The organism is Streptomyces sp. PR69, from assembly GCF_026420845.1.
In the GTDB taxonomy this organism is placed as follows: domain Bacteria; phylum Actinomycetota; class Actinomycetes; order Streptomycetales; family Streptomycetaceae; genus Streptomyces.
Window position 1 is genome coordinate 73,518 of sequence record NZ_JAOWCB010000012.1, and the last position, 23,222, is coordinate 96,739.

Genomic DNA, 23,222 nt, shown 5'->3' on the forward strand with positions numbered 1-23,222 from the left:
GCGGCGGGCGCCGCCCGCCCGCCCGGTGCCGGCACGCGCACCGTACCCGCCCGCCTCACAGCAGGTCCTCCGCCGTCACCGCGTCCGGAAGCTCCGGCTCCGCCGTCGGCGGGCCGCCGTGGGTCCATGGGGTCTCCTCCGGGTCGGGCAGCTTCGGGCCGCCCCTCTGGTCGTGTGCGAAGAGCGTCCAGACGATCCGGTCGCCCTTGTCGGGCACGGAGCCCTCGGCAGGCTCCTTGGACCGGCCCATGCGGTCGGTGAGCCGCAGCACGAGCGAGCCGTCCGCCTCCCGGCCGACGAACTCCGCCGTCTGCGACTTGCCGTCGGCCAGCACGCGGAACACCTTCGTCCCCCTGCCGGAGCCCGCGCCTTCACGTCCGGCAACGCCGCCGTCGCCGCTGCCGCCGTCGTCACCGTCGCCGCCCAGATGCGGCCGGTCGTCCGTGCGGACCGTGACCAGCGGTCGGGGGCTCGGCCGCTTTGACTCCGACCAGGCCATCACCACTTCCGTCACCTCCGACGCGAACGCCTCCCCGGCGAGCCTGCGTCCGGCCATCACCAGCGGGTCGTCCAGGGCCTCCTGGGCGTCGAGCTGGGTCTGGGCGGTCTCGCGGGCGGCCAGCTTCTGCGCCGCGGTCACCGCGTCGTCCCGCCGCGGCTGGGGTGGCTCGCCCGCCCGGATCCGGTCGCGGTGCCCCGTGAACGACCACCGGTCGCGTGTCCACCGGGCGTCCGCCCGCGGCCCCTCCGGAAGCTCCCGCAGCAGCTCGATGCACCGCCACACCGCCCGCCACGTGGGCCGCAGCTGACTCTCCAGGAGCTCGCGGATCTCCCGTTCCGCACGGGTCAGCTCACCCAGCCGCGCATCCGCCGCCGCTCCGTCCTCCGCGGCCGCGAGGGCCATGCGCGCCCGGTCGTAGCGCTCCATCGCCGGGGCGAGCAGCCGGTTGTCGAACGCGGGGTCGGTGGCGGGCCCGGCCGGCGGACACAGCAGCTGTCCCGCGGAGTCCCGCGCCAGCTCCGCGCGCAGCGCGGCCTCCGCTCCCGACTCCCCTTCGGGGGGATCGACCCAGGCGAGCAGCGCCCCCAGGTGCTGGTCCTCCAGATTCGACTGGCCGGTGGCCCAGTGCCGGTTCAGCAGGTCCGTCGCGGCGAGCAGCAGCGAGGAGCCCGGCACCCGCGCCCGCTCCCCGTAGTGCGTCAGCCAGCGGCCGAGCAGCGGCACCCGGGGCGGCGCGGGATAGGGGGCGTCCGGGTCCTGCTCCGCGGTGCGGCGGAAGCGCATGGAGCGGCCCAGCAGCCGTACGTACTCCACGCCCGCGCGGCTCGGCACGATCAGCTGTGGGGCGTTTGCGCACAGCTCGGTCTGGACCGTGATCCGCTTGCCGGTCTCGGGGTCGGTCTCCTTGCGTTCGGCGGGCTCCACATCGTCGGCGTACGCCTCCAGGTGGGGGAGCACCGCGTCCGCGAGCTGCGCCAGGAACGCGGATCGCAGATCCCGGTCCCGCGGCTGCGGCACCGCCAGCAGCCGCGGCTCCTCCGGGTCCGTCCCCACCAGCGCCCCCAGCGGCGCACCCGCCTCACCGGCGGTGGTCAGCGGTACGAAGACGAGGGGCCGGTCCGACAGATGCCGGTGCCGCACGGTGGCGAGCGGCTGCGCCCGCCCAGACTCGACGGCCTCCAGCCGGGCGAGCGCGGAGATCAGCGACATCAGCCCCGCACCTCCCCGCCGATGCCGGAGGCGGCTCCCGGCCACTCCGGCTCGCGGCCGCCCGGCGCGTCCACCGGGCCATCCGCGTCGCCGGGCGGGTGCGCGGTGGACGGGTGCGCGGTGGACGGGCGCGCGTCTCCGTGCGTGTCCCGGTGTATGTCCCGGGTGGGCCCGGCTCCGGAGGGCGCGCCTCGGGCGTCTTTCGCGCGTGCGGGCTCCGGCTCCGCCTCGCCCGCGGCCGGAGCCGGGACGCCTCGCACGCCGGGGTCGCCGGACGCCGTCCTCACCCCGGCGCCGTCCGCCGCCCCGCCGCGTGTGTGCGGCGGCACGGGGCTCGCGGGTGCTGCGGGGGCGGTCGGCTGCCCGGGGGCCGGCGGTCCCGCTCCGTGCCCCGCGGCGGTCAGCGCCTCCGCCCGCAGGGCCGCCGCGCGCCGCAGCGCGGCCACCGCCGGGTCGTCCGGGTCGCCCGAGGCGCCGCGGGCCGCCGACAGCACGGCCCCCACGGTCGCAAGGCCGCCCAGCTCGCCCCGCACGCCGCGCCCCAGCGCCGTCACCGCACCCTCCGAGCGGGCCCGGTCCCGGCAGTGGAAGGCCAGTTCGCACGCGGACAGGCACTCGGGGGCGTACACCGCGGACACCGACTCGACGGCCGTGGCCAGCTCCTTCGCCGACTGGTCCAGGTCAAAGCTCACGTCCGCCGGCAGCGCGGCGGCGATGTCCTCGATCCGGGTCATCCGGGCCAGCTGGCGGCGGGTGACGGAGAGCTGCTTGCGTACGTCCACGACCGATGCCGTCGGCACGTTCGAGAAGTCCTTGGGGCAGACGAGCAGCACCGACGTCGCCACGCGGGCCCCGTCCGTCATGGCCGCGATCCGCTCCAGGGCCAGTGCGTACACCGCGGCCTGCCGGGCGGCGGCGCCGACCTTCGACGGGTCGGCGGCGGCGTCGATCATCGGAAAGGACTTGATCTCCACGACCGTCCAGCAGCCGTCGGGCCGGACCACCACCGCGTCCGGCTCCAGATAGGCGGGCGATCCGGCCACCTCCAGGGCCAGCATCGGGTGGTCAAGCAGCGTCCATGCGCCAGCCTCCGCCCCGGCCGCCGTGGCCTCCCGCAGCGCGAGCGAGGTGCGCGCCGCGCGCCCCTGCGGGCCGGCGGCGGTCAGATCGGGGGTGCGGACCTCGCCGGGGGAGTCCGCGCCCAGCAGCCGCAGCAGCTCCGCACCGCCGTCCGCCTTGACCTTCGCCTCGAAGGCGTTGCCCCGGATGAACGCGAACTGCGACTGCCCGAAGGCCGCGGGCGACCCCAGCGCCGCGGCGAGCGCGGCCTTGTCCACTCCCGCGCCGTCGAGCAGCGCGCGGCGGCGGCAGCCGGGGTTGGCGGCGAGGGCGGCCAGCGCGCGGGCGTCGAGCGGATGCGGCTGCGCGCCGGGCCCGCGCAGCTCAGCGAGCCGCTGCCGGAGCGCTGTCGTCGGCGCTGCTGCCGCCGCCGTCGGCTGCACGGAGACGGCCTGGGCCGAGGGGGCCTGCGCCGACAGCGGCGGCAGAGACCGCTGCGGATTCCGCTTCTGCGGCGCCTGCGGAGGAGGCCCGCTGTCCAGGGATTCGCTCACCCGCCGAAGTCTCGCATCCGTCACTGACATCGCGGGAGTTCGCCTCGGCGCCGCCGGGCTTCGCCCGCCGCGGCCGCACGGCGCTCACCCGGTCGAGGACCCGCAGCGCGGGCCGCGTCAGCAGCGCGCCGGCTCCCATGACGGCGGCTCCGGCGACAGCGTCGAGGAAGTAGTGGTTGGCGGTCCCCATCACCACGACAGTGGTGAGCAGGGGATAGCCGACGGCGAACGCCTTGGCCGGGGCGGTGCGGCCGTGCCGCCAGAGGATCACTCCGCACCACAGCGCCCAGCCCACGTGCAGGCTCGGCATCGCCGCGTACTGGTTGGTCATGCCGCCCAGGCCGCGCGGGGCGCTCGCCTCGCCGCCCCACCAGCCGTACGAGCTGAACTGCGCCATCGTGTCGACGAAGCCGTGCGTGGCGTCCAGCAGCCGCGGCGGGCAGGTCGGCGTCAGCGTGAAGCCGACGAGGCCCAGGAGCGTGGAGATCATCAGCCAGGTGCGGGCGGCGCGGTAGCGGGCCGGGCGGCGGCGGAAGAGCCAGATCAGCACGGCGGGCGTGACCAGGTAGTGCAGCGAGGCGTAGACGAAGTCCGCGGGTATGCCCAGGGCCGGGGTGGAGCTGAAGAGACGGTTCAGCGGATGTTCCAGATTGAGCGCGAGCGTCTTCTCGGCCCGGAGTATCGCCAGGCCGTGGTCGACCGCCGTCGTCACATCGCCGCGCGCCAGCAGCCGGCCGCCGGAGTACGCGGCATAGACCACGGCGATCAGCAGCAGCTCGGTCCACCAGCGGGGCCGTCGGCCAGCGGTCGCGTCATCCGGCACGGTCGCGTCATCCGGCACGGTCGCGGTATCCGGCATCCGAATGTCTCTCCATAGTCTGTTAAGGCAACTAACCGGCGATGTTCAACCGTACGACGTGTGAGCGTGTGCGCGATCAGTGGGCGGCCAACCTAGTGAGGGACGCTGGAATCCCCCCGGAGGTTGCCTCTCGTTCAGGTGAGCGATGATGGAAGGCCACCGGACGGTGAACTCCTCCGGACGCGAACTCTCAGGGAGAACCCCGTATGGCACCGCGCATCCTGCTCGCCCGGCATGGCCAGACCGAGTGGTCGCTGCTCGGCAGACACACGGGCAGGACCGACATCCCGCTGCTCGACGAGGGGGTGCGGGGCGCGAAGCTGCTCGGCGAGCGGCTCCACCGGGCCCCGTGGCAGGGCCTGCCGGGCGTCGAGGTGCGCACCAGCCCGCTGATCCGCGCCAGCGAGACCTGCGCACTCGCCGGCTTCGCGGACCGGGCGAGCCCCTGGGACGCGCTGATGGAGTACGACTACGGGGCGTACGAAGGGCTGACCACCGAGCAGATCCACGCTCAGCGCCCCGGCTGGCTGCTGTGGCGGGACGGCGTCCCGGACGGCGAGACCCTGGCGCAGGTCTCCGAGAGGGCGGACGCGGTGGTGGAGTGGGCGCGCTCGGCCGACCGCGATGTGCTGGTCTTCGCCCACGGCCATATCCTGCGGGCCATCGCCGCCCGCTGGCTGGGGGAGGACGTCTCCTTCGGCGCCCGCGTCAAGCTCGCCCCGACCAGCCTCTCGGTCCTCGACTGGGCATACGGCAAGCCGGCGCTCGCCCGCTGGAACGACACGGGCCACCTGGAGTAGGGCGCGCGCGTCTCGTACGCGGTGCGTGCCGCGGGCGCGCACCCGATGCGGCGCGCGGCTCCGGCCCGGTGTGCGCCTCGGAGCCGTAGCCCGTCCCCGGCTCAGATGTGCAGCTCAGATGTGCAGCGTGGCGGCGTGGCGGTCGAGGAAGGACGCCACGCCCCGTGCGGTGCGCTGCGGACCGAGAAGCCGCGCCGTGCCCGAGAGCATCGACTGAATCCGCGCGGACTGGACCTCGCCCACCAGGTCCAGCACCTGGTGGGCGGCGGCCGCCGCCTCGTCGGGCGCGCCGGAGCGGGCCAGATCGATGGCGAGCTCCGCCCGGTACAGCGCCAGGTTCCGGGTGAAGCGGCGGTTCTGCAGACTCGCCGCACGCGCGGCGTGCCGCGCCGCCCGCGGCCACTCGCCGAGCGCCGCCCAGCACTGCGCCTGGAGCGCCTCCAGCTCCGGCTCGCCGAAGAACGTCATCCACTCCGGGTCCGCCTCCGACGCGCCCCGCTCGAAGTAGCCGTGCGCCCGGGCGAGGGACGCCTCGCAGCCCATACGGTCCCCGAGCCCGGCCCAGCCGCCCGCCTCGCGCAGCGACAGCAGCGACAGCAGCCGCGCCGAACCCAGGCGTGCGGCCGCCCGCTGGCCCGCCTGTGCCGCGCGCACCGCTTCCCGGTGGCGGCCGGTGTCCCGCGCCAGGAAGGACGTATTGCAGAAGGCGTGCGCCTCCAGCGCCGCGTCTCCGGCCACGCGGGCCGTCGCCAGCGCCTCCGCGTAGTGCGAGCGGGCGTCCTCGAAGCGGCCCGAGTCATGCGCCAGCCAGCCGACGGAGATGGCGAGTTCGCCCGCGCCCACATGGAGCCGGTCCACGGTCGAGCGGCGGCTCGACGTCCCGGCGTCGAGCAGCGCGTAGGCGGCGCGCAGCGGCTGGGCCGCCTGCTCGTACAGCCGCTGCGCGCCGTGGCGGTCGTCGAGCAGCCGGATGCGGCGCACCGCCTCCTTGACGGCCATCACCTCCGCCTCGCCCACCTGCCGGGGAGGGGGCGCGGCCCCGGGCCCGAGCGTGAGCCCGAGAGACGTGGCCGCCGCGGTGGCGGAGCCGCCCGTCATAAATGCGCGACGCCGCACGTCGCTCTCCTCGTCCTCATCGATGTCGCCGTCCATGTCGCCGTCGAGTGCCGCCGGACGGGGCGGGCGCGCTGCGGCGGCCGCCCGGCCGCGCACTCTCTCCCGGGCCGTGAACCCCAGGTCCTGTAGGGTCAGGCCGGGAAACATATGCAGAAACACCCGCTCGTACGCGTAGTTGGGGCAGCGGATCTGGCCGGCTTCGACCCGTCCGACGTACCGTGCGTCGCACGCGACCTGCTCGCCGATCTCCCGGGCGGCCTTGCGCACCGCCGCCGCGAACTCTCCCGGCGAGCGATGGCCGCGCAGTCGGCGGAAAGCGAGATTGGGAACCGCCATGCCCGAGCCCTCTCGTGCGTAGAGCCGTGTTCCGGCGGAGCAAGAACGTACCTGTTGTGACGGCGCCCCCACCCAGGGTTTTGCTGTAAAACGGACATCTCGCCCGCGATCTGCCATGAACTGCCATCCTTTGCGGCGGTGTGCTGCCGTAGCCCTTGACGGATCCGTGCGTTGAACCTTGTGGAGTTCCCGTACGTGTCCGAGGTGCGGGCTCCGCTCGAGCAGAGGAGGCGATCCCCTTGTTGGAGGTCGGCATGGAGAGCCTGCAGAGCACGGCGAGTACGGAGAGCGCGGATTGGGCGGAGGGCGCGGAGAGCAGCGCCGCGCGGCGCGGGACCGCCCCGGACCGCGGCGAGCAGCCGGACCTGGTGACCGTCCCCGCCCGGCAGGGCCTGGAGGCGGTGGACATCCTCCGCCGGGTGGCGGCCCCCTCGGTGGGACCGGTGCTTCACGACGACGCGAGCGACACCCTCGGCTTCCTTGTGCCGCCGGGCACTGCGGACGGCTGGGACATGCCGGGCAGCGCCTGCACCCAGACCTCGGGCCGCGGCCTGCGCCTTCCGGCGGCCTCCCGCGCGGAAGGCGCCGACTGGCTGCTTCCCCCGGATGACACGGGCCCGGTCACGGACCCGGCGGTGCTGCGTCGGGCGCTGGGGGAGGCGGCGCGCCTGATCGAAGCCGCCGACAACTGCCGCTAGCCGTTCCCCGGGGGAGCCCAAGCCCGCGCCCCGGCGGCCCGCGCCGCACGGCGCCCCCGCCGGGGCCGATAATGAAGCCGTGGCAAAACGCACGCGCCGACACCCCCCGCCCCCCGCCCGCCGCGCCCCCGTCGACACCGGCCTCGCAGAGCTGGTGCCCGACCGTGACCGGCCCGGCGCGTGGGCGCTGCTCATCGACGGCGCGCCGCAGTCGCATGTCGACCTCGACGACCCGACGTATCTCTCCTTCGAGTACCAGCGGCGGCTCGGCCATGTCGTCGATCTCGCCGCTCCGCCCGGGCGGCCGCTGCGCGTCGTGCATCTGGGCGGCGGGGCGTGCACCCTGGCGCGCTATGTCGCGGCCACCCGGCCCCGCTCCACGCAGCAGGTGGTGGAGGTCGACGCGGCGCTCGTCCAGCTGGTCCGCGCCCAGCTGCCGCTGGACCCGAAGGCGCGCATACGCATCCGGACCGCGGACGCCCGCGCGGGCCTCGGGAAGACGCCGGACGCCTGGGCGGATCTGGTGATCGCAGATGTGTTCAGCGGGGCCCGCACCCCCGCGCATCTGACAAGCGTCGAGTTCCTCGCCGAGGTGCGCCGGGCGCTTCGGCCCGGCGGCTGGTACGCGGCCAATCTCACGGACGGCCCCCCGCTGGCCCACCTCCGCGCTCAGGTCGCCACCGCCGCCGCGGTCTTCCCGGAGGTTGCGCTCGCCGCGGACCCGACCGTGCTGCGGGGACGCCGCTTCGGCAACGCCGTGCTGCTCGCGGCGGACGGTCCGCTGCCCGTCGCCGAGCTGACCCGCCGTGTCGCGACCGATCCGCACGCGGGGCGCGTCGAACACGGCCGCGCCCTTGTCGACTTCACGGGCGGCGCGCCCCCGGTGACCGACGAGGGCGCCCAGGACTCCCCCGTACCGCCGCCCGCGGTGTTCCAGTAGCCGGTCAGTCAGTCAGCCCCGTCAGCTTGCCGGAGCCCGTCGGAGCCCGTCGGGGCTCGCCCGGGCCCGTCGGCCGCTGCCGGACCGTCACCGCTCGTCGATCTGCACCCGCGGCGCGGTGTCGTGCCATGTGCAGAACACTGACACCTCGCGTCCGTCTTCGGTGAAGGTCACCCGGATCCAGGTCGGCTGCTTCCAGACCTGCATCTGCCAGCCCGCCGCGGGAGTCGCCGACACCAGTTCGGCGGAGGTCTCGCCGAGGTCGAAGACGACGCGGCCGCCGTCGACCGTGTAGCCCTTGACGTTCCCGGAACTCCCGGAGGGGGCGGAGGAGGATGCCGGGGAAGTGGCAGAGGGCGGCGTCGCCTTCTCCGGCTTCGCCGGGGCCGGCGACGTCGCCGGGCCGGACGGGTTCGGCGACGGGGCCGACGGGCCGGGGGACTTCGGCGGGCGGCTTGTCGACGAGGCCGCCGGCGCCGGGGTGTTCCCCACCGCCGCGGAGCCGTTCGTGCCGTCAGTGCCGTCCGAGGCGGCCGAGTCTCCGGCGGGCAGCGCCACCGCGCGCGGCGGGTCGTACGCCGTCCCCGCCATCACCGTATGAACGCCCCACCAGGACAACGCCGTCGCCGCCCCCGTGGACAGCGACCACGCCAGGGCATGGACAAGACCTCTCCGCACGCGGCCCATACTGCACCACGGGCCTCACCTGCACCACCGTCACCATCGTCGTCCCACAAGGGCCCCCTGTCCCCCGAATGGCGTACGGTGCCGCCCATGGCAAGTGTGCTCGTGGTCGAGGACGACCAGTTCGTGCGCTCCGCCCTCATCCGGCATCTCACCGAGGCGTCCCACACCGTACGGAGCGTCGGAACGGCCCTTGAGGCGCTGCGCGAAGTGGCCCATTTCCGTTTTGATCTGGTCATTCTCGATCTCGGACTGCCCGATCTGGATGGGTCGGAAGCGCTGAAGATGCTGCGCGGCATCACCGACGTACCCGTGATCATCGCGACCGCGCGCGACGACGAGACCGAGATCGTACGGCTCCTCAACGACGGCGCGGACGACTACCTCACCAAGCCCTTCTCCGTGGAACACCTCTCCGCCCGGATGGCCGCCGTGCTCCGCCGGGCCCGCTCCGCGGGGGACGCCCCGCCGCCGCGCGTCCTGCAGGTCGGCGGGCTCAGCGTCGATCCGCTGCGCCGCCAGGCCTGCCTGGACGGGAGGGAACTCGATCTCACCCGGCGCGAGTTCGATCTGCTGGCCTTTCTCGCCGGACGCCCCGGAGTGGTCGTACCGCGCAAGGAGCTGCTCGCCGAGGTGTGGCAGCAGAGCTACGGCGACGACCAGACCATCGACGTCCATCTGAGCTGGCTGCGCCGCAAACTCGGCGAAACCGCCGCACGCCCCCGCTATCTGCACACCCTCCGGGGTGTGGGAGTGAAACTGGAGCCCCCGAGGTGAGACCGCGATGAGATGGGCGCTGGTCAAGGTCGCCCTGGCGGTCACGACGATGGTCGTCGTGGCGTTCGCCGTGCCGCTGGGCATCGTCATCAAGGAGATGGCCAGGGACCGGGCGTTCTCCAACGCCGAACGGCAGGCCGCCGCCATCGGCCCCACCCTCTCCATCACCGCGGAACGGGCCCCCCTGGAGCGGGCCGTCGCCTCCACACAGGCGGGCGCGGCCGGGCGGATCGCCGTACACGTCCCGGCCTCGGGCGAGCCCGGCAGCCAGGCGCTGGAGATCGGCACCCGCCGGGCCGCGCAGCAGGACCTGGCGACCGCGCGGCGTCTGGGCCGCGCCTCCGTCAGCGAGGTGTCCGGGGGCTCCGCGCTGCTCCAGCCCACCGCCATCGCCTCCGGGGAGATCGCCATCGTGGAGGTGTTCGTGCCCGAGGGCGATGTCGCCGCGGGCGTCATCACGGCCTGGCTGCTGCTCGCGGGCGTCGGCGTCGCGCTGATCGTCGGCTCGGTCGCGGTGGCCGACCGGCTCGGCGCCCGGATGGTCCAGCCGGCCCAGCGGCTGGCGGGCGCGGCCCATGCCCTGGGAGAGGGCAGGCTCGGCGCACGCGTCCCCGAGGAAGGCCCCGCCGAACTGCGTTCGGCGGCCGTGGCCTTCAACTCGATGGCCGATCAGGTCGTTCAGCTCCTCGCCAGCGAACGCGAACTGGCCGCCGACCTCTCGCACCGGCTGCGCACGCCGCTCACCGTGCTCCGCCTCAACGCCGCTTCCCTCGGCGACGGACCCGCCGCCGACCAGACCCGGTCGGCCGTCGAGCAGCTGGAGCGCGAGGTCGACACCATCATCCGCACCGCCCGGGAGGCCAAGCCGCAGACCGCGGCCACCGGGCCCGGCGCGGGCTGTGACGCCGCCGAAGTCGTACGGGAGCGCATGGACTTCTGGTCGGCGCTCGCCGAGGACGAGGGGCGCAAGGTGCGCGTCGCGGGCGTGGACCGTCCCGTGCGCATCCCCGTCGCCCGACCCGAACTGGCCGCCGCTCTCGACGCGCTGCTCGGCAACGTCTTCCGCCACACCCCGGAGGGCACGGCCTTCTCGGTCGATGTGCACAACGGAGAGGACGCGGTGATCGTGCTGGTCTCGGACGCCGGACCGGGCATCGCCGACCCCGAGGCCGCGCTCGCTCGCGGCCACAGCACCGGCGGGGACGGCTCGACGGGGCTCGGTCTGGACATCGTGCGCAGGGTCGCGGAGTCGACGGGCGGCGATGTGCGGATCGGCAGCTCGGTGCTCGGCGGCACGGAGGTGCGGATCTGGATCGGGCTGGACTCCTTCGGCGGCCGTGCCTCCCGGGAGGCACGGCGCAGGACGAGGCACCGCGGGAGCGCCGTACGCCGCCGCAAGCGCGTCCCGGCCTGAGCCGCGGGAGCGGGCGTCGCACAGGGTCGCTGACCCTTGGGCGATCTTTAATCGGGTCCCATGCCTTCCTTAAGCGGAACCTAAGACTTCCAACTGCCGCCTTGATGCTGGCATTTGTCCGTTCCGAGATCGCTAGCGTGCTGTCGCACCACCCCCCACTTCCGCACCACAGAGGCAGGCACGCATGGGCAGCAGTACGCACCGGCGCAGGGCGAGCGGCACCGCCAAAGCCATCGGGGCGGTCGTCGCGGCAGCGGTGATCGGCGGCGCGGCGTTCGCGTTCACCGGCACCGCGCAGGCGGCCTCCGTGGGCGCCGCGTACACCAGGACCAGCTCCTGGACCGGCGGCTACACCGGGCAGTACGTGATAGCCAATGACACCGACGCCGCGCAGTCCGGCTGGACGCTGGAGTTCGAACTGCCCGAAGGCACCCGGATCAGCTCGCTGTGGAACGGCGAGCACACCGTCGAAGGGCGGCGCGTCACCGTCCGGCCGGCGAGCTGGAACAAGGAGCTGCCGCCCGGCGCCTCCGTCACCGTCGGCTTTGTGACCTCAGCCGAGGGCACGGCGGGCGACCCGTCCGGCTGCCGTGTCAACGGGGCCGTCTGCTCAGCCGACCCGGACACGACGCCGCAGCCCAGCGGCCGCCCCACCGAGCAGCCCGCGCCGACGCAGACGCCGACCACGGACCCGACGCCCTCCGAGGACGCGACGGCCTCCGAGGACCCGGTCCCGTCGCCGACGGGCGACGTGCCCGGGGACGGCGGCACAGCGCGGGCCGCGCGGTTCGCCCCGTACGTCGACACGTCGCTGTATCCCGCGTACGACATGCTCGACACGGCGGCCAGGACCGGCGTCAAGGAGTTCAACCTCGCCTTCATCACCGCGGGCGGCGGCTGCACCCCCCTGTGGGGCGGCGTCACCGGCCTCGCCGACGACAAGGTCGCCGCCCAGATCGACGCCCTGCGTGCCAAGGGAGGCGACGTACGGGTCTCGTTCGGCGGGGCCGCCGGCCGTGAGCTGGCGCTGAACTGCTCCTCGGCCGACGCGCTGGCGAAGGCGTACGGCAAGGTCATCGACCAGTACCGGCTCACCAAGGTCGACTTTGACGTCGAAGGCGCGGCCCTGCCCGACACCGCCGCCAACTCCCGCCGCTCCCAGGCCATCGCCCAGCTCCAGAAGACCCACCCGGGGCTCGATGTGTCGTTCACCCTGCCCGTCATGCCCGAGGGGCTGACCCAGCCGGGCGTGGATCTCCTCGCCGACGCCGAGAAGAACGGGGTGCGCGTCGACGCCGTCAACATCATGGCGATGGACTACGGCCCCGCGTACAGCGGTGACATGGGCGAGTACGCGATCCAGGCGGCGATGGCGACGCAGGCGCAGATCAAGGGCGTGCTCGGGCTGTCGGACAAGGCCGCTTGGGAGACGCTCGCGGTCACCCCGATGATCGGCGTCAACGATGTGACCACCGAGATCTTCAAGGTCGACGACGCCACCCAGCTGGTCGGCTTCGCCCGCTCGAAGGGCATCGGCTGGCTGTCGATGTGGTCCTCGACCCGTGACAAGCAGTGCGCCGCGGGCGAGGTCGACTACGCCGACGCGACGTGCAGCTCGATCCTCCAGCAGCCGCTCGCGTTCACCAAGGCGTTCTCCGCGTACCAGTAGGCCGTACCAGCAGACCGCGTGGACAGCAGGCCGAGTTGGCCGTACCAGCTGGCCGCGTACCAGCAGGCCGACACCCGGGGCGCACCCCGCCCTCCCATGCTGCGCGTCCCGGCCGGGCTCCTTCCCCCACACCACCGGCCGGGACGCGCTCCTGCCGCACCCCGGGCTCAGGCGGTGTCGACACCGGCCGCCTTCAGCCGGCGGACCACCGCGTCCCAGCCCGGATCGGCGGGCTCCGCGGACCGCGCGCCCATGCCGCGGTCCTTGAAACCGCTGGACGTCGAGACGCACACCACAGGACCGTCGAATCCGGCGGTCGGCCGCCGTGCGCCGTGGGCGCGCAGCCCGGCCAGCCCCGCGGCGCTCGACAACTCGACCCACAACCCCTGGCGCGCCAGCTCCCGCTGCGCCGCGCGCATCGCCGCGTCGTCGACCGGCAGGGCCTCCCCGCCGCTCTCCCGTACGGCGACCGCCCCCCGATAGCCGCTCACTGAGCAGCTGATCGCATACGCGTCGGTGGGGCCGACCCGGACTTGGGCGGCGGGCAGGTTCTGGCGCAGGGCCGCGGCGAGCGGCGCCCCGGCGGCGGGTTCGCAGGCGAAGATCCGGGGAATACGGTGGGCCACGCCGAGCCGCCGCAGCTCGCTGAACCCCTTCCACACGCCGAACAGCAGCTCGCCGTATCCGGTCGGCACGAACACGGCCGCCGGGGCGCCGACTTCTTCGTGGATCTCGTAGGCGATCGTTTTGTAGCCCTCGGGGCCGAAGGGGTGGCCGGTGTGCGTGGGGGTGGAGTTGCTGACGGGGTGGAGCCCGAGCCGGTCGGACAGCTTCCGCAGCAGGGGCCAGCTCTCCTCCGGGGGCACGGGCAGCACCACGGCGTCATACGCCTGGAGGAACGACACGATGGCCGGGGGCGCGTCTACGGCGGTGAGCACCACGCACTTCAACCCCGCGCGGGCCGCGTACGCCGCCGCCGACGCGCCGTGGTTGCCGGACGAGGCCACGACGACGCCCTGCGCGCCGCTGCCGACGGCCGCGCTGACCGTGCAGCGGTTGAGCCGGTCCTTGTGGCTCCAGGTCGGATTGCGGGACTCGTCCTTGACGTAGACGCCGTCGCCGATGCCGACGAGGGGCGTTCGGCCCTCCGCGAGCCCCGGCGCGTGCAGCGGGGGCAGCAGGGGTGCGAAGCGCTCCAGGCCCTGGCTGCGGGGCGAGGGTGAAGAGCCGGACCGGGGGTCGAACAGCCCGGGGTGCGCCCGGTCGTAGGCGTAGTCCACCTCAAGGGGATAGGAGACCTCGGCGGCGCCGGTGGCCGGGCAGCCCGCGGTCAGCACGGGCCACAGCGGGAAGGTCACCGACCGGTCGCCCAGTGAGCGCTGTGCGGTCGCCAGGGAGTCATCCGTCGGGGAGCCGGCTGTTGCGTCCCCGTCGTGTGTCGTCGTGTCCATGGCTCCCATGGTCGCGGATGGGCGGCTCCGGCAGCATTCCTGTACGCACCAGCTGTGCGTACCAGCGCGCACTGGACTTAGGGGTGCGGGCCTGGGTCTCGTAGTCGACGTACACCGCGCCGAACCGCTTGCTGTAGCCGTAGGCCCATTCGAAGTTGTCCATCAGCGACCAGAGGAAGTAGCCGCGCACATCCGCGCCGTCCGCCATCGCACGCTGGAGGGCGGAGAGATGGCCGTGGAGATAGCGGATCCGGTCGGGGTCGTGGACCGAGCCGTCGGCGGCCGGCTTGTCGTCGTAGGCCGCGCCGTTCTCGGTGATCAGCAGGGGCAGGCCGGGGGCTTCGCGTGTGTAGTGCATCAGCAGCTCGTGCAGACCGGTCGGGTCGACGGGCCAGCCCATCGCGGTGCGTTCGCCGGAGGGCCGGCAGAAGGCGACGTCGTCCGCGGCGGGCCAGGGCGAGTGCGCGCCGCTGCCATGGCCGTCGGCGCTCCCGTCCGCGCCGCTGCGGTGACTGTCAGTGGCGGCCGCTACAACTGAGGGTGCGTAGTAGTTCAGGCCGAGCATGTCGAGGGGGTGGCCGATGACGGCCAGATCATCGCTGTGGACGAAGGACCAGTCGGTCAGGGCCGCCGTGTCCGCGAGGAGATCCCGCGGATACGCGCCCTGGAGCAGGGGCCCCGTGAAGACGCGATTGGCGACCGCGTCGATGCGGCGGCGCGCCTCCAGGTCCTGGGGCTTGTCGCTCCTGGCCCTGACCACATGGTGGTTGAGGCTGATGGAGAGCTGGGCGCTCGCGGGGAGTACGGCGCGCAGCGCCTGTGCGGCCAGTCCATGGCCGAGGTTGAGGTGGTGGGCGGCGCGCAGCGCGGCGACCGCGTCGGTGCGGCCCGGCGCATGGACGCCCGAGCCGTATCCGAGGAAGGCGCTGCACCAGGGTTCGTTGAGGGTGATCCACAGATCGACCCGGTCGCCCAGAGCTTCGGCGACGATACGGGCGTAGTCGGCGAAGCGGTGCGCGGTGTCCCGCTTTGGCCAGCCGCCGGCGGTCTCCAGCTCCTGGGGCAGATCCCAGTGGTAGAGGGTGAGCGCGGGGCGGATGCCGTGCTCCAGGAGGTCGTCGACGAGCGAGCGGTAGAAGTCGAGGCCGCGCTGGACCGCCGGGCCCCGGCCGGTGGGCTGCACCCGCGGCCAGGACACGGAGAAGCGGTAGGCGTTGACGCCGAGCCCGGCCATCAGCGCCACGTCCTCGGCACGGCGGTGGAAGTGGTCGGCGGCGATGTCCCCGGTGTCCCCGTTGAGGGTCCTTCCGGGGGTGTGGCTGAAGGTGTCCCAGATGGACGGGGTGCGGCCGCCCTCCCGTGCGGCGCCCTCGATCTGGTAGGCGGCGGTGGCGGTGCCCCACAGGAAGGAGGACGGAAAGCGGGCGGCGGCAGCGGTCATGGCGACCTCCGGGGTCGTCGGGGAAGGAGTGAGAGTTCGGGGGGGAGGGGGGACCAGAGGGGACCGTCAGCCTTTGACCGCTCCCTGCATGATGCCGCCGACGATCTGCTTGCCGAAGAGCACAAAGGCCAGCAGCAGCGGCATGGTGCCCAGCAGCGCGCCCGCCATGATCACCGACTGGTCGGGGATATAGCCGCGGCCGAGGCCGGTCAGCGCGACCTGCACGGTCGGGCTGCCGTTCTGGGTCAGCGCGATGATCGGCCAGAAGAAGTCGTTCCAGGCCATGACGAAGGTCAGCATCCCGAGCACCGCCATCGCCGGGCGGGCGGCGGGGAAGACCACATGCCACACCACCCGCCAGCTGCTCGCGCCGTCCACCCGGGCCGCTTCGATCAGCTCGGCGGGCAGCGCCTCGGTCAGGTACTGGCGCATGAAGAACACCCCGAAGGCGCTGACCAGGGTGGGGAGGATGACGGACTGCAGCTGGTCGGTCCAGGACAGCTCGGCGATCAGCATGTAGAGCGGTACGACGCTGAGCTGCGGCGGCACCATCATCGTGCCGATCACGACGAGAAGCAGGAGGTTCTTGAAGCGGAAGCGGAGTTTGGCGAAGGCGAAGCCGGCGAGAGTCGAGAACAGGACTGTGCCGGTGGCGATCGAGCCGGCGACGACGACGGTGTTCAGCAGGGCCGTGCCCATATTGGCGTCGGTCCAGGCGATCTCCAGGTTCTTGAAGAGATTGCCGCCGAACCAGAAGGGCGGGGGAGTCTGTGCGAGCCGTGTGTTGTTCCGGGAGGCGGCGACCGCCGTCCAGACGAGGGGGAAGAGGGAGCCGAAAGTGAACAGGGTCAGTACGGCATAGGTGAACCGCCCGCCGTGCAGCTGGCGTCCGGCCCGCCCGCGCCGCCGCTGGCGTCGCGGCGGTGGCGACTCGCCGCTCACCGCGCCCGCGTTGGCGGCCGTCTCATCCGTCAGCATGCCGTCCCCCTACGCACTCTTGCTCAGCCGGCGCGCGATCAGCCAGTTCACCGCGCCGATCAGCAGCAGGATCAGGAACATGGCCCAGGCGATCGCCGAGGCCCGGCCGAGATGGAGGTTCACCCAGCCCTGCTCGTACAGATAGAGCCCGAGCGTCTGGAACTGATGATCGGCCCCACCGGTCGCGCCCGCCCCGCCGTTGAACAGCAGCGGCTCGCCGAAGAGCTGGGTCGCGCCGATGGTCGACACCACACAGGTGAACAGGATCGTCGGCCGCAGCGACGGCACCGTCACATGGATGAACTGCTGCCAGCGTGACGCCCCGTCCAGCGCCGCAGACTCGTACAGATCGTTCGGGATGGCCTGCATGGCGGCCAGATAGATCAGCGCGTTGTAGCCCGTCCAGCGCCAGATGACGATCGTCGAGACGGCGAACTGGGAGGTCCAGTGGCCGTTCTGCCAGTCGACGGCGTCGATGCCGATGAGCCCCAGCGCCCAGTTGATCATGCCGTAGTCGCGGCCGAAGAGCAGGACGAAGACCAGGGTCGCGGCCGCCACCGACGTCGCGTACGGGGTCAGCGCGGCCACCCGGAAGAACATCGAGCCACGCAGCCGGTAGTTGAGCAGATGCGCGATGCCCAGCGCGATCAGCAGCTGCGGGACCGTCGACATCAGCCCGATGGTGACGGTGTTCCACAGGGCGTTCCAGAAGAAGTCGTCCTGGAGCAGCCGTGCGTAGTTGTGCGCTCCGGCCCACTCCATCTCGGTGGGCGCGGTCAGTTCGACCCGGTGCAGCGAAGCCCATCCGGTGTAGAGCAGCGGGAACAGGCCGAAGGCCAGAAAGAAGAGGAAGAAGGGGGCGATGAATGCGTACGGGCTCCACTTCACATCCAGCCGGTAGCGGCGGCTGCGCCGGGCGCGGCGGCGCTCCTCGGCCGCCGGGGACGGGCGGCGCGGAGCCGGGGTGCACGCCGCGCCCTCCTCCTCGGCCGAGGGCGGTGCGGCCGGTGCTTCACTCGCCATCGGTCACAGATCCAGCGCGTTGTCGATGGCCTTCACCGCGGCGTCCCAGCCCTCTTTGGGCGACCGGCCCTTCTGGTCGACCTGGAGCATCCCGATGTCCGCCATGTTCTGCGCGATGATCAGATCCTTCGGTCCGAGGATCTGCACCGGCACGCCCTGTGCGGCCTTGGAGAAGATCTGCCCGATGGGGGCGTTGCCGAAGTAGTCATGGGTGGCGTCGGAGACTGCGGGCAGCTCATAGGCGGCCCGCGCGCTGGGGAAGCTGCCGCGCTCGCTGAAGAGCCTCGCCTGCTGCTCCGGGGCGGTCAGCCAGGCGGCGAGCTTGGCGGCCTCCTCCGTGTGCTTGCCCGCCTTGGGCACGGTCAGGAAGGAGCCTCCCCAGTTGCTCGGCTTGGGAGCGGCGGCGACATCCCATTTGTCCTTGCCCGCGTCCCCGGCCTTGTCCTGGATATAGCCGAGCATCCAGGCCGGGCAGGAGACGGTGGCGAATGTGGCGTTCGCATAGCCCTGGTCCCAGGCGGGGGTGAACTGCTGCAGCTTGGCCGTCAGCCCCTCGGTGGCGAACGCCGCGGCGATGTCCCAGGCCTGCTTCACCGCCGGGTTCGACTTATAGACGACCTTGCCGTCCTTGTCGTAGAAGCGGGTCTCGCTGCTTCCGGTGATCGCGGCCATCACCCCTGAGGCGGAGTCCGTGAACGCCGCGCCCTCCGGGGCCTTGTCCTGGAACCGCTTGCCCGCGTCCAGGTACTTGTTCCAGTCGCCGGCCCACAGCGCCCCGACCTCCTCGCGGTCGGTGGGCAGGCCAGCCTTGGCGAAGAGGTCCTTGCGGTAGCAGATGCCCTGGGGGCCGATGTCCGTGCCGAGGGCGACGGTCCTGCCGTCCCCGGCCGTGCCCTGCGCCCACTTCCAGTCCAGGAAGGAGTCCTTGGAGACGCCGGGGGCCCTGCCCAGGTCGACCAGCTTGTCCGCCTGGGTGGCGGTGATCTCCGCGATGTTGTTGACCTCGACCGCCTGGATGTCGGCGAGACCGCTGCCGGTGCCCAGATGGGTCAGAAGCTGCGGGTAGTAGTTCTCGTTCCGCTCGATCGAGGTCTGCTTGATCTCGATGTTCTTGTTGAGCTTCATATATTCGTCGTAGAGACCGGCCTCCTTCAGGCCGAAGGCCCCGAAGACGCCCACGGTGAGGGTGATCTTCCCCTTGTCACTGTCGCCGTCGCCGGATCTCGCGGTGGGCTCCTCGGCGTCCTCGGCGCACCCGGTCAGCAGCCCTGCGGCGAGAGCGGCCGCGACGGCGAGCCCGGCGAGGGATACGGTCCTGCGCATTGCGTCCTCCTTGCGCCCTGACGTGCCGACCCCCCGGCCAACTGGCGTGCAGGACGTGCGGGTTGTGAATGAGTCAGGTACTGTGGGAGCGCTCCCATGTGCGATGTGTTGAAGGGTTGCGGCTCCCGGGGAGGGTGTCAAGGCACCGGACACGTTATGTTCTCGACCTGGGAAGCCTGGGGAGGCGGAGTTGGTGTCTCGGTCAATCCATACGCGAAACGGGGGACGGGGCACGGGCAGACCCACCCTCGAAGAGGTGGCCGCCCGCGCCGGAGTGGGTCGCGGCACGGTCTCGCGCGTGATCAACGGCTCGCCGCGGGTCAGCGAACGCGCACGGGCCGCGGTGGAGGCGGCGGTCGCGGAGCTCGGTTACGTACCCAACCGCGCCGCCCGCGCGCTGGCGGCCAACCGCACCGACGCCATCGCCCTCGTCGTGCCCGAGCCGGAGCACCGCTTCTTCGCCGAGCCGTACTTCTCCGAGATGGTCCGCGGTGTCGGCGAGGCCCTCGCCGACACCGATATGCAGCTGCTGCTCACCTTCGCCGGCAGCGACCGGGAACGCCGCCGCCTCGCCCAGTATCTGGCCGCCCACCGCGTGGACGGGGTGCTGCTGGTGTCCGTCCACGCTGACGATCCGCTGCCCGACATGGCCGCGGAGCTGGACATCCCGGCGGTGATCAGCGGTCGGCGCTCCGCCGGTGAGACGCTGGCCGCGGTCGACTCCGACAACTTCGAGGGCGCGCGCGGCGCGGTGGCCCATCTGGCGGAGCGGGGCCGCCGCCGGATCGCCACCATCACCGGACGCCTGGACGTATATGGCGCGCAGTGCCGTCTCGACGGCTACCGCCGGGCCCTGGAAGCGGCGGGTCTGCCCGCGGACCCCGAAATGATCGTCCCCGCGGACTTCACCGAGGAGGGCGGCCGTCGCGCGATGGCGGCCCTCCTCGACCGCCGGCCCGGACTGGACGCCGTTTTCGCCGCCTCCGACGTCATGGCGGCCGGCGCCCGCCAGGTCCTCCGCGACGCGGGCCGCCGCATCCCCGGCGATGTGGCCCTGGTCGGCTTCGACGACTCGGCCGTCGCCCGCCATATGGACCCGGCGCTCACCAGCGTGCGCCAGCCGATCGAGGAGATGGGCCGCACGATGGCCCGGCTCCTGCTGAAGCAGATCGAAACCCGCTCGCCGGAGCGCCCGCAGCTGGTCCTCCCCACGGAGCTGGTCGTCCGCGACTCGTCATAGGCCCGCGGGGTGCAGGCCCGCGCGGCTGAGGCTCGCCCGGCGTGAGCCCGCCCGGTACTCGCGGGATTCAGGCCCGCGCGGTTCAGACCCGCACGGTTCAGGCCCGCACGGCGTGAGCCCGCCTGGCATGAGCCCGCACGGTCAGAACAGCCGGGCGAAGATCCGCGCGCCGTTATGGAATCTGACGGTCACCCCCCGGTGGTCGACACGGGCCCCCGCCCGCACGGACCACCGCTCCACCCCGGCGACCTCCGCGCACCCCGCCCTCGCCACCGCCGCGGCGAACCATGCCTCGCCGTCGCCGCCCTTCGGCAGCTCACCGGCCCCTGCCGGCTTCCCCTCGACGGGCTTCTCGGGGTGCTCGTGCTTCTCCCCATCGGCCAACTGCCCGATGAACTGCCACCGTTCCTCCCGCCCGCCCCGCTCGACGACCACCCCGAACGGCAGCTCGCCAACCGCGGCCTCCGCGAGCGGCATCACGCGGGAGGCGTCGGTCTGGTTCTTCACAAGCTCGACGACGAAGTCGGCAAAGCGGGCCGGGCGCATATGAGTTCACAATCCTCGGGTATGACTCTCCGTGCCAGCGTCATACGCGGCCGGGCGTCACACCCCCGGAACTGATCACGCTCACCCGTTCGAGGGACGCACTCCCCTCAGGCGCGGCAGCGCAGCATCTCCAGCGGAGGGTTGGCCAGGCAGTCCGCCCAGAAGTCCGCACCGAACGCGCGCACTCCGGCGTCGGACACCTCCAGCGGGACCCAGGTCACCTCGCTGAATCCGGCCGCCCGCAGACACTTTTCGTAGACCTCGCGGCGCGGGCACGCGCCGATGAACGAGATCGGCGGGTCGAGCAGCGCCGTGATCCTCACGCGCGGTCCGGTCTCGATCTCCTCGCCGGTCGGCTCGCACAGAAAGCCGTACTTCTCCAGGGACGGCCCGTCGAAGCGGTAGTCGGGTGTCTGGGCGAGCACAAAGAACTCGCCGCCGGGCTTCAGGCTCCGACGCACATTGCGGCACATCCGCTCCATGGCGGCGATGTCCTCCGCGTAGTTGAGCAGCTGAACCCCCGTGGCGATGTCGAAGCGCCGCTCAAGGGGCCGCAGTTCGGACACATCGCCCACCTCGTAGCGCACACCCAGCGGATCACGCTCCTCAAAGGCCCGTGACGCGGCGACCATCTCCGTGGAGATGTCGATCCCGAGCACCTCCGCGGCCCCACGCCGCTTGAACTCCCTGCTGTAGAAGCCTGTGCCGGAGGCCAGATCCAGAACCGACTTGCCGCGCACATCCCCGACCATGGCCAGGAAGCTCGGCACCTCCCCGTACTGCGTCAGCGGCAGGGACTTGAAGCCTTCGAACGCCTCACCGATCTCGTCGTACTGCTGCATGCTCACCGCGCTGTCCTCCCCGTTGCTCGGTCATGTCCTCGGCCTCGACTCCCCCGGCTCCGGGGACGCGCCGCAGCCTCTGACGGGCAGTCTTCCTGCGTCCCGGCGGACGGTCGTACTGGCAGAAGCCACAAAGATGCGGACCTCGTCCCGGCTCCGTGTACGAGCGGATGTACGGCGTCGAGCGGATGCCGGACCCCTCGTTCATCGTGCTGCCTTCAGTGCGGCCAGGGCGTCCGCGAGGGCGACCACGGCGCGGGCGAGGCGCTGTGCGTAGGCGATGGCCTGGGTGAGGCTGCCGTTCGGGGGCTCCTCAAGAAGCCGGAACCCGGCCCGTGCGACGCTGCCGAGCGCGTTCGCCCATACGTCGTCGTTGTGCGGGTGGGCGGCCATCCCGTCCTCCACGGCGGGGGTGAGCTGCATGATGTGGCCGCGCATCCGCAGCGTCAGTTCGCACAGCCCGTCGTACGCCGGCACCTCGGCGGTGGAGAAGAGCAGTTGCTCGGCCTCCGTCCGCATGGCCGTGATGTCGAGCCCCATCGGGCTTGCTGCCCGGCTCATGCGTTGGCCTTCGGGGCGTGGTGGTGGTTGCGGATCTCCACGTTGCAGTCCGTCACGCGGGACCAGTCCCGGCGGCCCATGGCCTCGGCGCGCTGCTGGGCGAGTGCGGCGCAGACACCGCAGCCCGGCATTGGATCGGGCTGCTCGGCAGGCAGGGCAAGGGTGATCGGCGGATCCATGGTGGGCACTGTGAGCCTCCGCTGAGTGTGGCTGCCCCGCACGGGTGCGTGGCGTGTTCACGGGTAGATGGACGGGCTACCGCTGTCCACGACGGTAGGAGCCCAGTACGCAATGCGGCCAGCTGTGTGCATCAATGTGCGTACAACCATTTAGGCAGCCATTCAAACCGCCGTTGGTCTTGCCTCTTTCGTTCTCAGGGATGACAGTGGTGCACATCAGTGCACGATGGATGGAGGCCGGTCATGCACCTGCAGTTCATCGGTATCGACCCGGATACCGGCAAGAACGGGTCACCAACGGCTTGGGTGGACCTGGACAGCGCGGACATCGTGATCCAGGGCTATACGGCAGACGAGGAGACGCGGGCCGAGTGTGTCGAGAACACCGCGCCGGGGCACGTGAAGACCATCCCTGACCATGAGACCGTGATCCGTATCCCCGCACGCCTCGTGCCCGTACTGAGGGGGGCCTGTGATGTCGCAGAACGCACCCAGCTTTGACGAACTGATGGAGGCTGCGCAGCGCTCAGCCGTACACCTCGAAATGCGCGATCAGTATGCGGTCGGGGACGAAGCGGATGACTTCAGGACCTGGCTCAGCACAGGGCGGCGCGACGCGGACCCCGCCTCGGAGTACTGGGCGCCGTGGGTCGACATGGTCTCCCGCGCCGTTGCGCGTGGGGTTGTCGTGCGGCGAGCTCGTATCGTGTCCGAACCGGTCACCGACTACATCCGGTACGAGCACGCCGGAGCAGCTGTCAACGTACATGCCGGCGAGCTGGTGCGCTGGTTGCCTCGTCGGCGGGCCGCCGATCTTATGCTGCCGGGCGCCGACCTGTGGATCTTCGATGGGACGCAGGTCTTGTTCAACCACTTCAGCGGGGCTGGCGACTGGGGGAATCCGCCGATGGAGCTGCGCACCGAACCGAGCATCGTCAAGCAGTGCTCGGAAGCGTTCGAGGCAGTCTGGGAGCGTGCCGTCCCGCACGGCGAGTACGAGATCCACTGAACGGAAAGCAGC

Annotated in this window: 22 protein-coding genes and 1 pseudogene; 9 read left to right on the forward strand and 14 right to left on the reverse strand. The window is 72.3% G+C overall.

Annotated features, from left to right (window positions below; translation table 11 throughout):
- Positions 1-55: 55 nt before the first annotated feature.
- The 3 genes and pseudogenes from OF819_RS14285 to OF819_RS14295 form a co-directional block, all read right to left on the reverse strand.
- Positions 56-1,711, reverse strand: a complete 1,656-nt coding sequence (locus tag OF819_RS14285) for a hypothetical protein (protein WP_267243878.1) — start codon at positions 1,709-1,711, stop codon at positions 56-58.
- 383 nt (positions 1,712-2,094) lie between these two features.
- Positions 2,095-3,213 (reverse strand): annotated as a pseudogene (locus OF819_RS14290) (hypothetical protein); the annotation flags it as partial.
- On the reverse strand, positions 3,155-4,183 hold the full coding sequence (locus OF819_RS14295; RefSeq protein ID WP_267243879.1) for a phosphatase PAP2 family protein: 1,029 nt from the start codon (positions 4,181-4,183) through the stop codon (positions 3,155-3,157). The pseudogene OF819_RS14290 and the gene OF819_RS14295, both read right to left, overlap by 59 nt.
- A 206-nt stretch (positions 4,184-4,389) precedes the next feature.
- Between OF819_RS14295 and OF819_RS14300 the strand changes: the two genes are divergently transcribed.
- On the forward strand, positions 4,390-4,983 hold the full coding sequence (locus OF819_RS14300; RefSeq protein ID WP_267243880.1) for a histidine phosphatase family protein: 594 nt from the start codon (positions 4,390-4,392) through the stop codon (positions 4,981-4,983).
- Between the two features lie 114 nt (positions 4,984-5,097).
- Here OF819_RS14300 and OF819_RS14305 read toward each other — a convergent pair whose 3' ends face one another.
- Positions 5,098-6,435 (reverse strand): tetratricopeptide repeat protein, encoded by a 1,338-nt coding sequence (locus tag OF819_RS14305; protein WP_267243881.1) that lies wholly within the window; start codon positions 6,433-6,435, stop codon positions 5,098-5,100.
- A gap of 254 nt (positions 6,436-6,689) precedes the next feature.
- On the opposite strand from OF819_RS14305, the gene OF819_RS14310 reads away from it, so the two are divergent.
- Both OF819_RS14310 and OF819_RS14315 read left to right on the forward strand, forming a co-directional pair.
- Complete coding sequence (locus OF819_RS14310) at positions 6,690-7,133, forward strand: hypothetical protein (RefSeq protein WP_267243882.1); 444 nt, start codon at positions 6,690-6,692, stop codon at positions 7,131-7,133.
- Positions 7,134-7,212: 79 nt separating this feature from the next.
- Positions 7,213-8,073 (forward strand): spermidine synthase, encoded by an 861-nt coding sequence (locus OF819_RS14315; protein ID WP_267243883.1) that lies wholly within the window; start codon positions 7,213-7,215, stop codon positions 8,071-8,073.
- Positions 8,074-8,160: 87 nt separating this feature from the next.
- On the opposite strand, the gene OF819_RS14320 is transcribed toward OF819_RS14315, so the two are convergent.
- Positions 8,161-8,760: a hypothetical protein gene (locus OF819_RS14320; protein ID WP_267243884.1), complete on the reverse strand. Its 600-nt coding sequence runs from the start codon at positions 8,758-8,760 to the stop codon at positions 8,161-8,163.
- 87 nt (positions 8,761-8,847) lie between these two features.
- Here OF819_RS14320 and OF819_RS14325 point away from each other — a divergent pair, with 87 nt between their 5' ends.
- The 3 genes from OF819_RS14325 to OF819_RS14335 all read left to right on the forward strand — a co-directional run bounded on the left by OF819_RS14325 (position 8,848) and on the right by OF819_RS14335 (position 12,617).
- The gene (locus OF819_RS14325) at positions 8,848-9,534 is read left to right on the forward strand and encodes a response regulator transcription factor (RefSeq protein WP_267243885.1); all 687 of its coding nucleotides are present in this window, start codon (positions 8,848-8,850) and stop codon (positions 9,532-9,534) included.
- Positions 9,535-9,541: 7 nt separating this feature from the next.
- The gene (locus tag OF819_RS14330; protein ID WP_267243886.1) at positions 9,542-10,948 is read left to right on the forward strand and encodes a sensor histidine kinase; all 1,407 of its coding nucleotides are present in this window, start codon (positions 9,542-9,544) and stop codon (positions 10,946-10,948) included.
- A 184-nt stretch (positions 10,949-11,132) separates the two neighbouring features.
- The gene (locus tag OF819_RS14335; protein WP_267243887.1) at positions 11,133-12,617 is read left to right on the forward strand and encodes a cellulose binding domain-containing protein; all 1,485 of its coding nucleotides are present in this window, start codon (positions 11,133-11,135) and stop codon (positions 12,615-12,617) included.
- Positions 12,618-12,784: 167 nt separating this feature from the next.
- Here the strand turns inward: OF819_RS14335 and OF819_RS14340 are convergent, their stop codons facing one another.
- From OF819_RS14340 to OF819_RS14360, 5 genes are all read right to left on the reverse strand, one after another.
- Positions 12,785-14,068 (reverse strand): threonine synthase, encoded by a 1,284-nt coding sequence (locus tag OF819_RS14340; RefSeq protein ID WP_267243888.1) that lies wholly within the window; start codon positions 14,066-14,068, stop codon positions 12,785-12,787.
- Positions 14,016-15,509 (reverse strand): glycoside hydrolase family 1 protein, encoded by a 1,494-nt coding sequence (locus tag OF819_RS14345; RefSeq protein WP_267243889.1) that lies wholly within the window; start codon positions 15,507-15,509, stop codon positions 14,016-14,018. The genes OF819_RS14340 and OF819_RS14345 overlap by 53 nt, the downstream gene beginning before the upstream one ends.
- Positions 15,510-15,575: 66 nt before the next feature.
- Positions 15,576-16,487: a carbohydrate ABC transporter permease gene (locus OF819_RS14350; RefSeq protein ID WP_267243890.1), complete on the reverse strand. Its 912-nt coding sequence runs from the start codon at positions 16,485-16,487 to the stop codon at positions 15,576-15,578.
- 9 nt (positions 16,488-16,496) lie between these two features.
- The gene (locus OF819_RS14355; RefSeq protein ID WP_267243891.1) at positions 16,497-17,510 is read right to left on the reverse strand and encodes a carbohydrate ABC transporter permease; all 1,014 of its coding nucleotides are present in this window, start codon (positions 17,508-17,510) and stop codon (positions 16,497-16,499) included.
- 3 nt (positions 17,511-17,513) lie between these two features.
- Positions 17,514-18,833 (reverse strand): extracellular solute-binding protein, encoded by a 1,320-nt coding sequence (locus OF819_RS14360; protein ID WP_267243892.1) that lies wholly within the window; start codon positions 18,831-18,833, stop codon positions 17,514-17,516.
- Positions 18,834-19,026: 193 nt separating this feature from the next.
- On the opposite strand from OF819_RS14360, the gene OF819_RS14365 reads away from it, so the two are divergent.
- Entirely contained in the window at positions 19,027-20,073 is a 1,047-nt protein-coding gene (locus tag OF819_RS14365) for a LacI family DNA-binding transcriptional regulator (RefSeq protein ID WP_267243893.1), read from the forward strand.
- Positions 20,074-20,214: 141 nt separating this feature from the next.
- On the opposite strand, the gene OF819_RS14370 is transcribed toward OF819_RS14365, so the two are convergent.
- The 4 genes from OF819_RS14370 to OF819_RS14385 form a co-directional block, all read right to left on the reverse strand.
- Positions 20,215-20,619 carry a hypothetical protein gene (locus tag OF819_RS14370; RefSeq protein WP_267243894.1) on the reverse strand — a complete coding sequence of 135 codons (405 nt, stop codon included), beginning with the start codon at positions 20,617-20,619 and terminating at the stop codon, positions 20,215-20,217.
- Positions 20,620-20,726: 107 nt separating this feature from the next.
- Positions 20,727-21,467 (reverse strand): class I SAM-dependent methyltransferase, encoded by a 741-nt coding sequence (locus tag OF819_RS14375; protein WP_267243895.1) that lies wholly within the window; start codon positions 21,465-21,467, stop codon positions 20,727-20,729.
- Positions 21,468-21,665: 198 nt separating this feature from the next.
- Entirely contained in the window at positions 21,666-22,022 is a 357-nt protein-coding gene (locus OF819_RS14380; protein WP_267243896.1) for a DUF6415 family natural product biosynthesis protein, read from the reverse strand.
- Positions 22,019-22,201, reverse strand: a complete 183-nt coding sequence (locus OF819_RS14385) for a hypothetical protein (protein ID WP_267243897.1) — start codon at positions 22,199-22,201, stop codon at positions 22,019-22,021. The genes OF819_RS14380 and OF819_RS14385 overlap by 4 nt, the downstream gene beginning before the upstream one ends.
- A 243-nt stretch (positions 22,202-22,444) precedes the next feature.
- On the opposite strand from OF819_RS14385, the gene OF819_RS14390 reads away from it, so the two are divergent.
- Positions 22,445-22,702, forward strand: a complete 258-nt coding sequence (locus tag OF819_RS14390) for a hypothetical protein (RefSeq protein ID WP_267243898.1) — start codon at positions 22,445-22,447, stop codon at positions 22,700-22,702.
- Positions 22,677-23,210, forward strand: coding sequence for a DUF6879 family protein (locus tag OF819_RS14395; protein WP_267243899.1), 534 nt, complete (start codon positions 22,677-22,679; stop codon positions 23,208-23,210). Before OF819_RS14390 ends, OF819_RS14395 begins: the two co-directional genes overlap by 26 nt.
- Positions 23,211-23,222 lie beyond the last annotated feature (12 nt).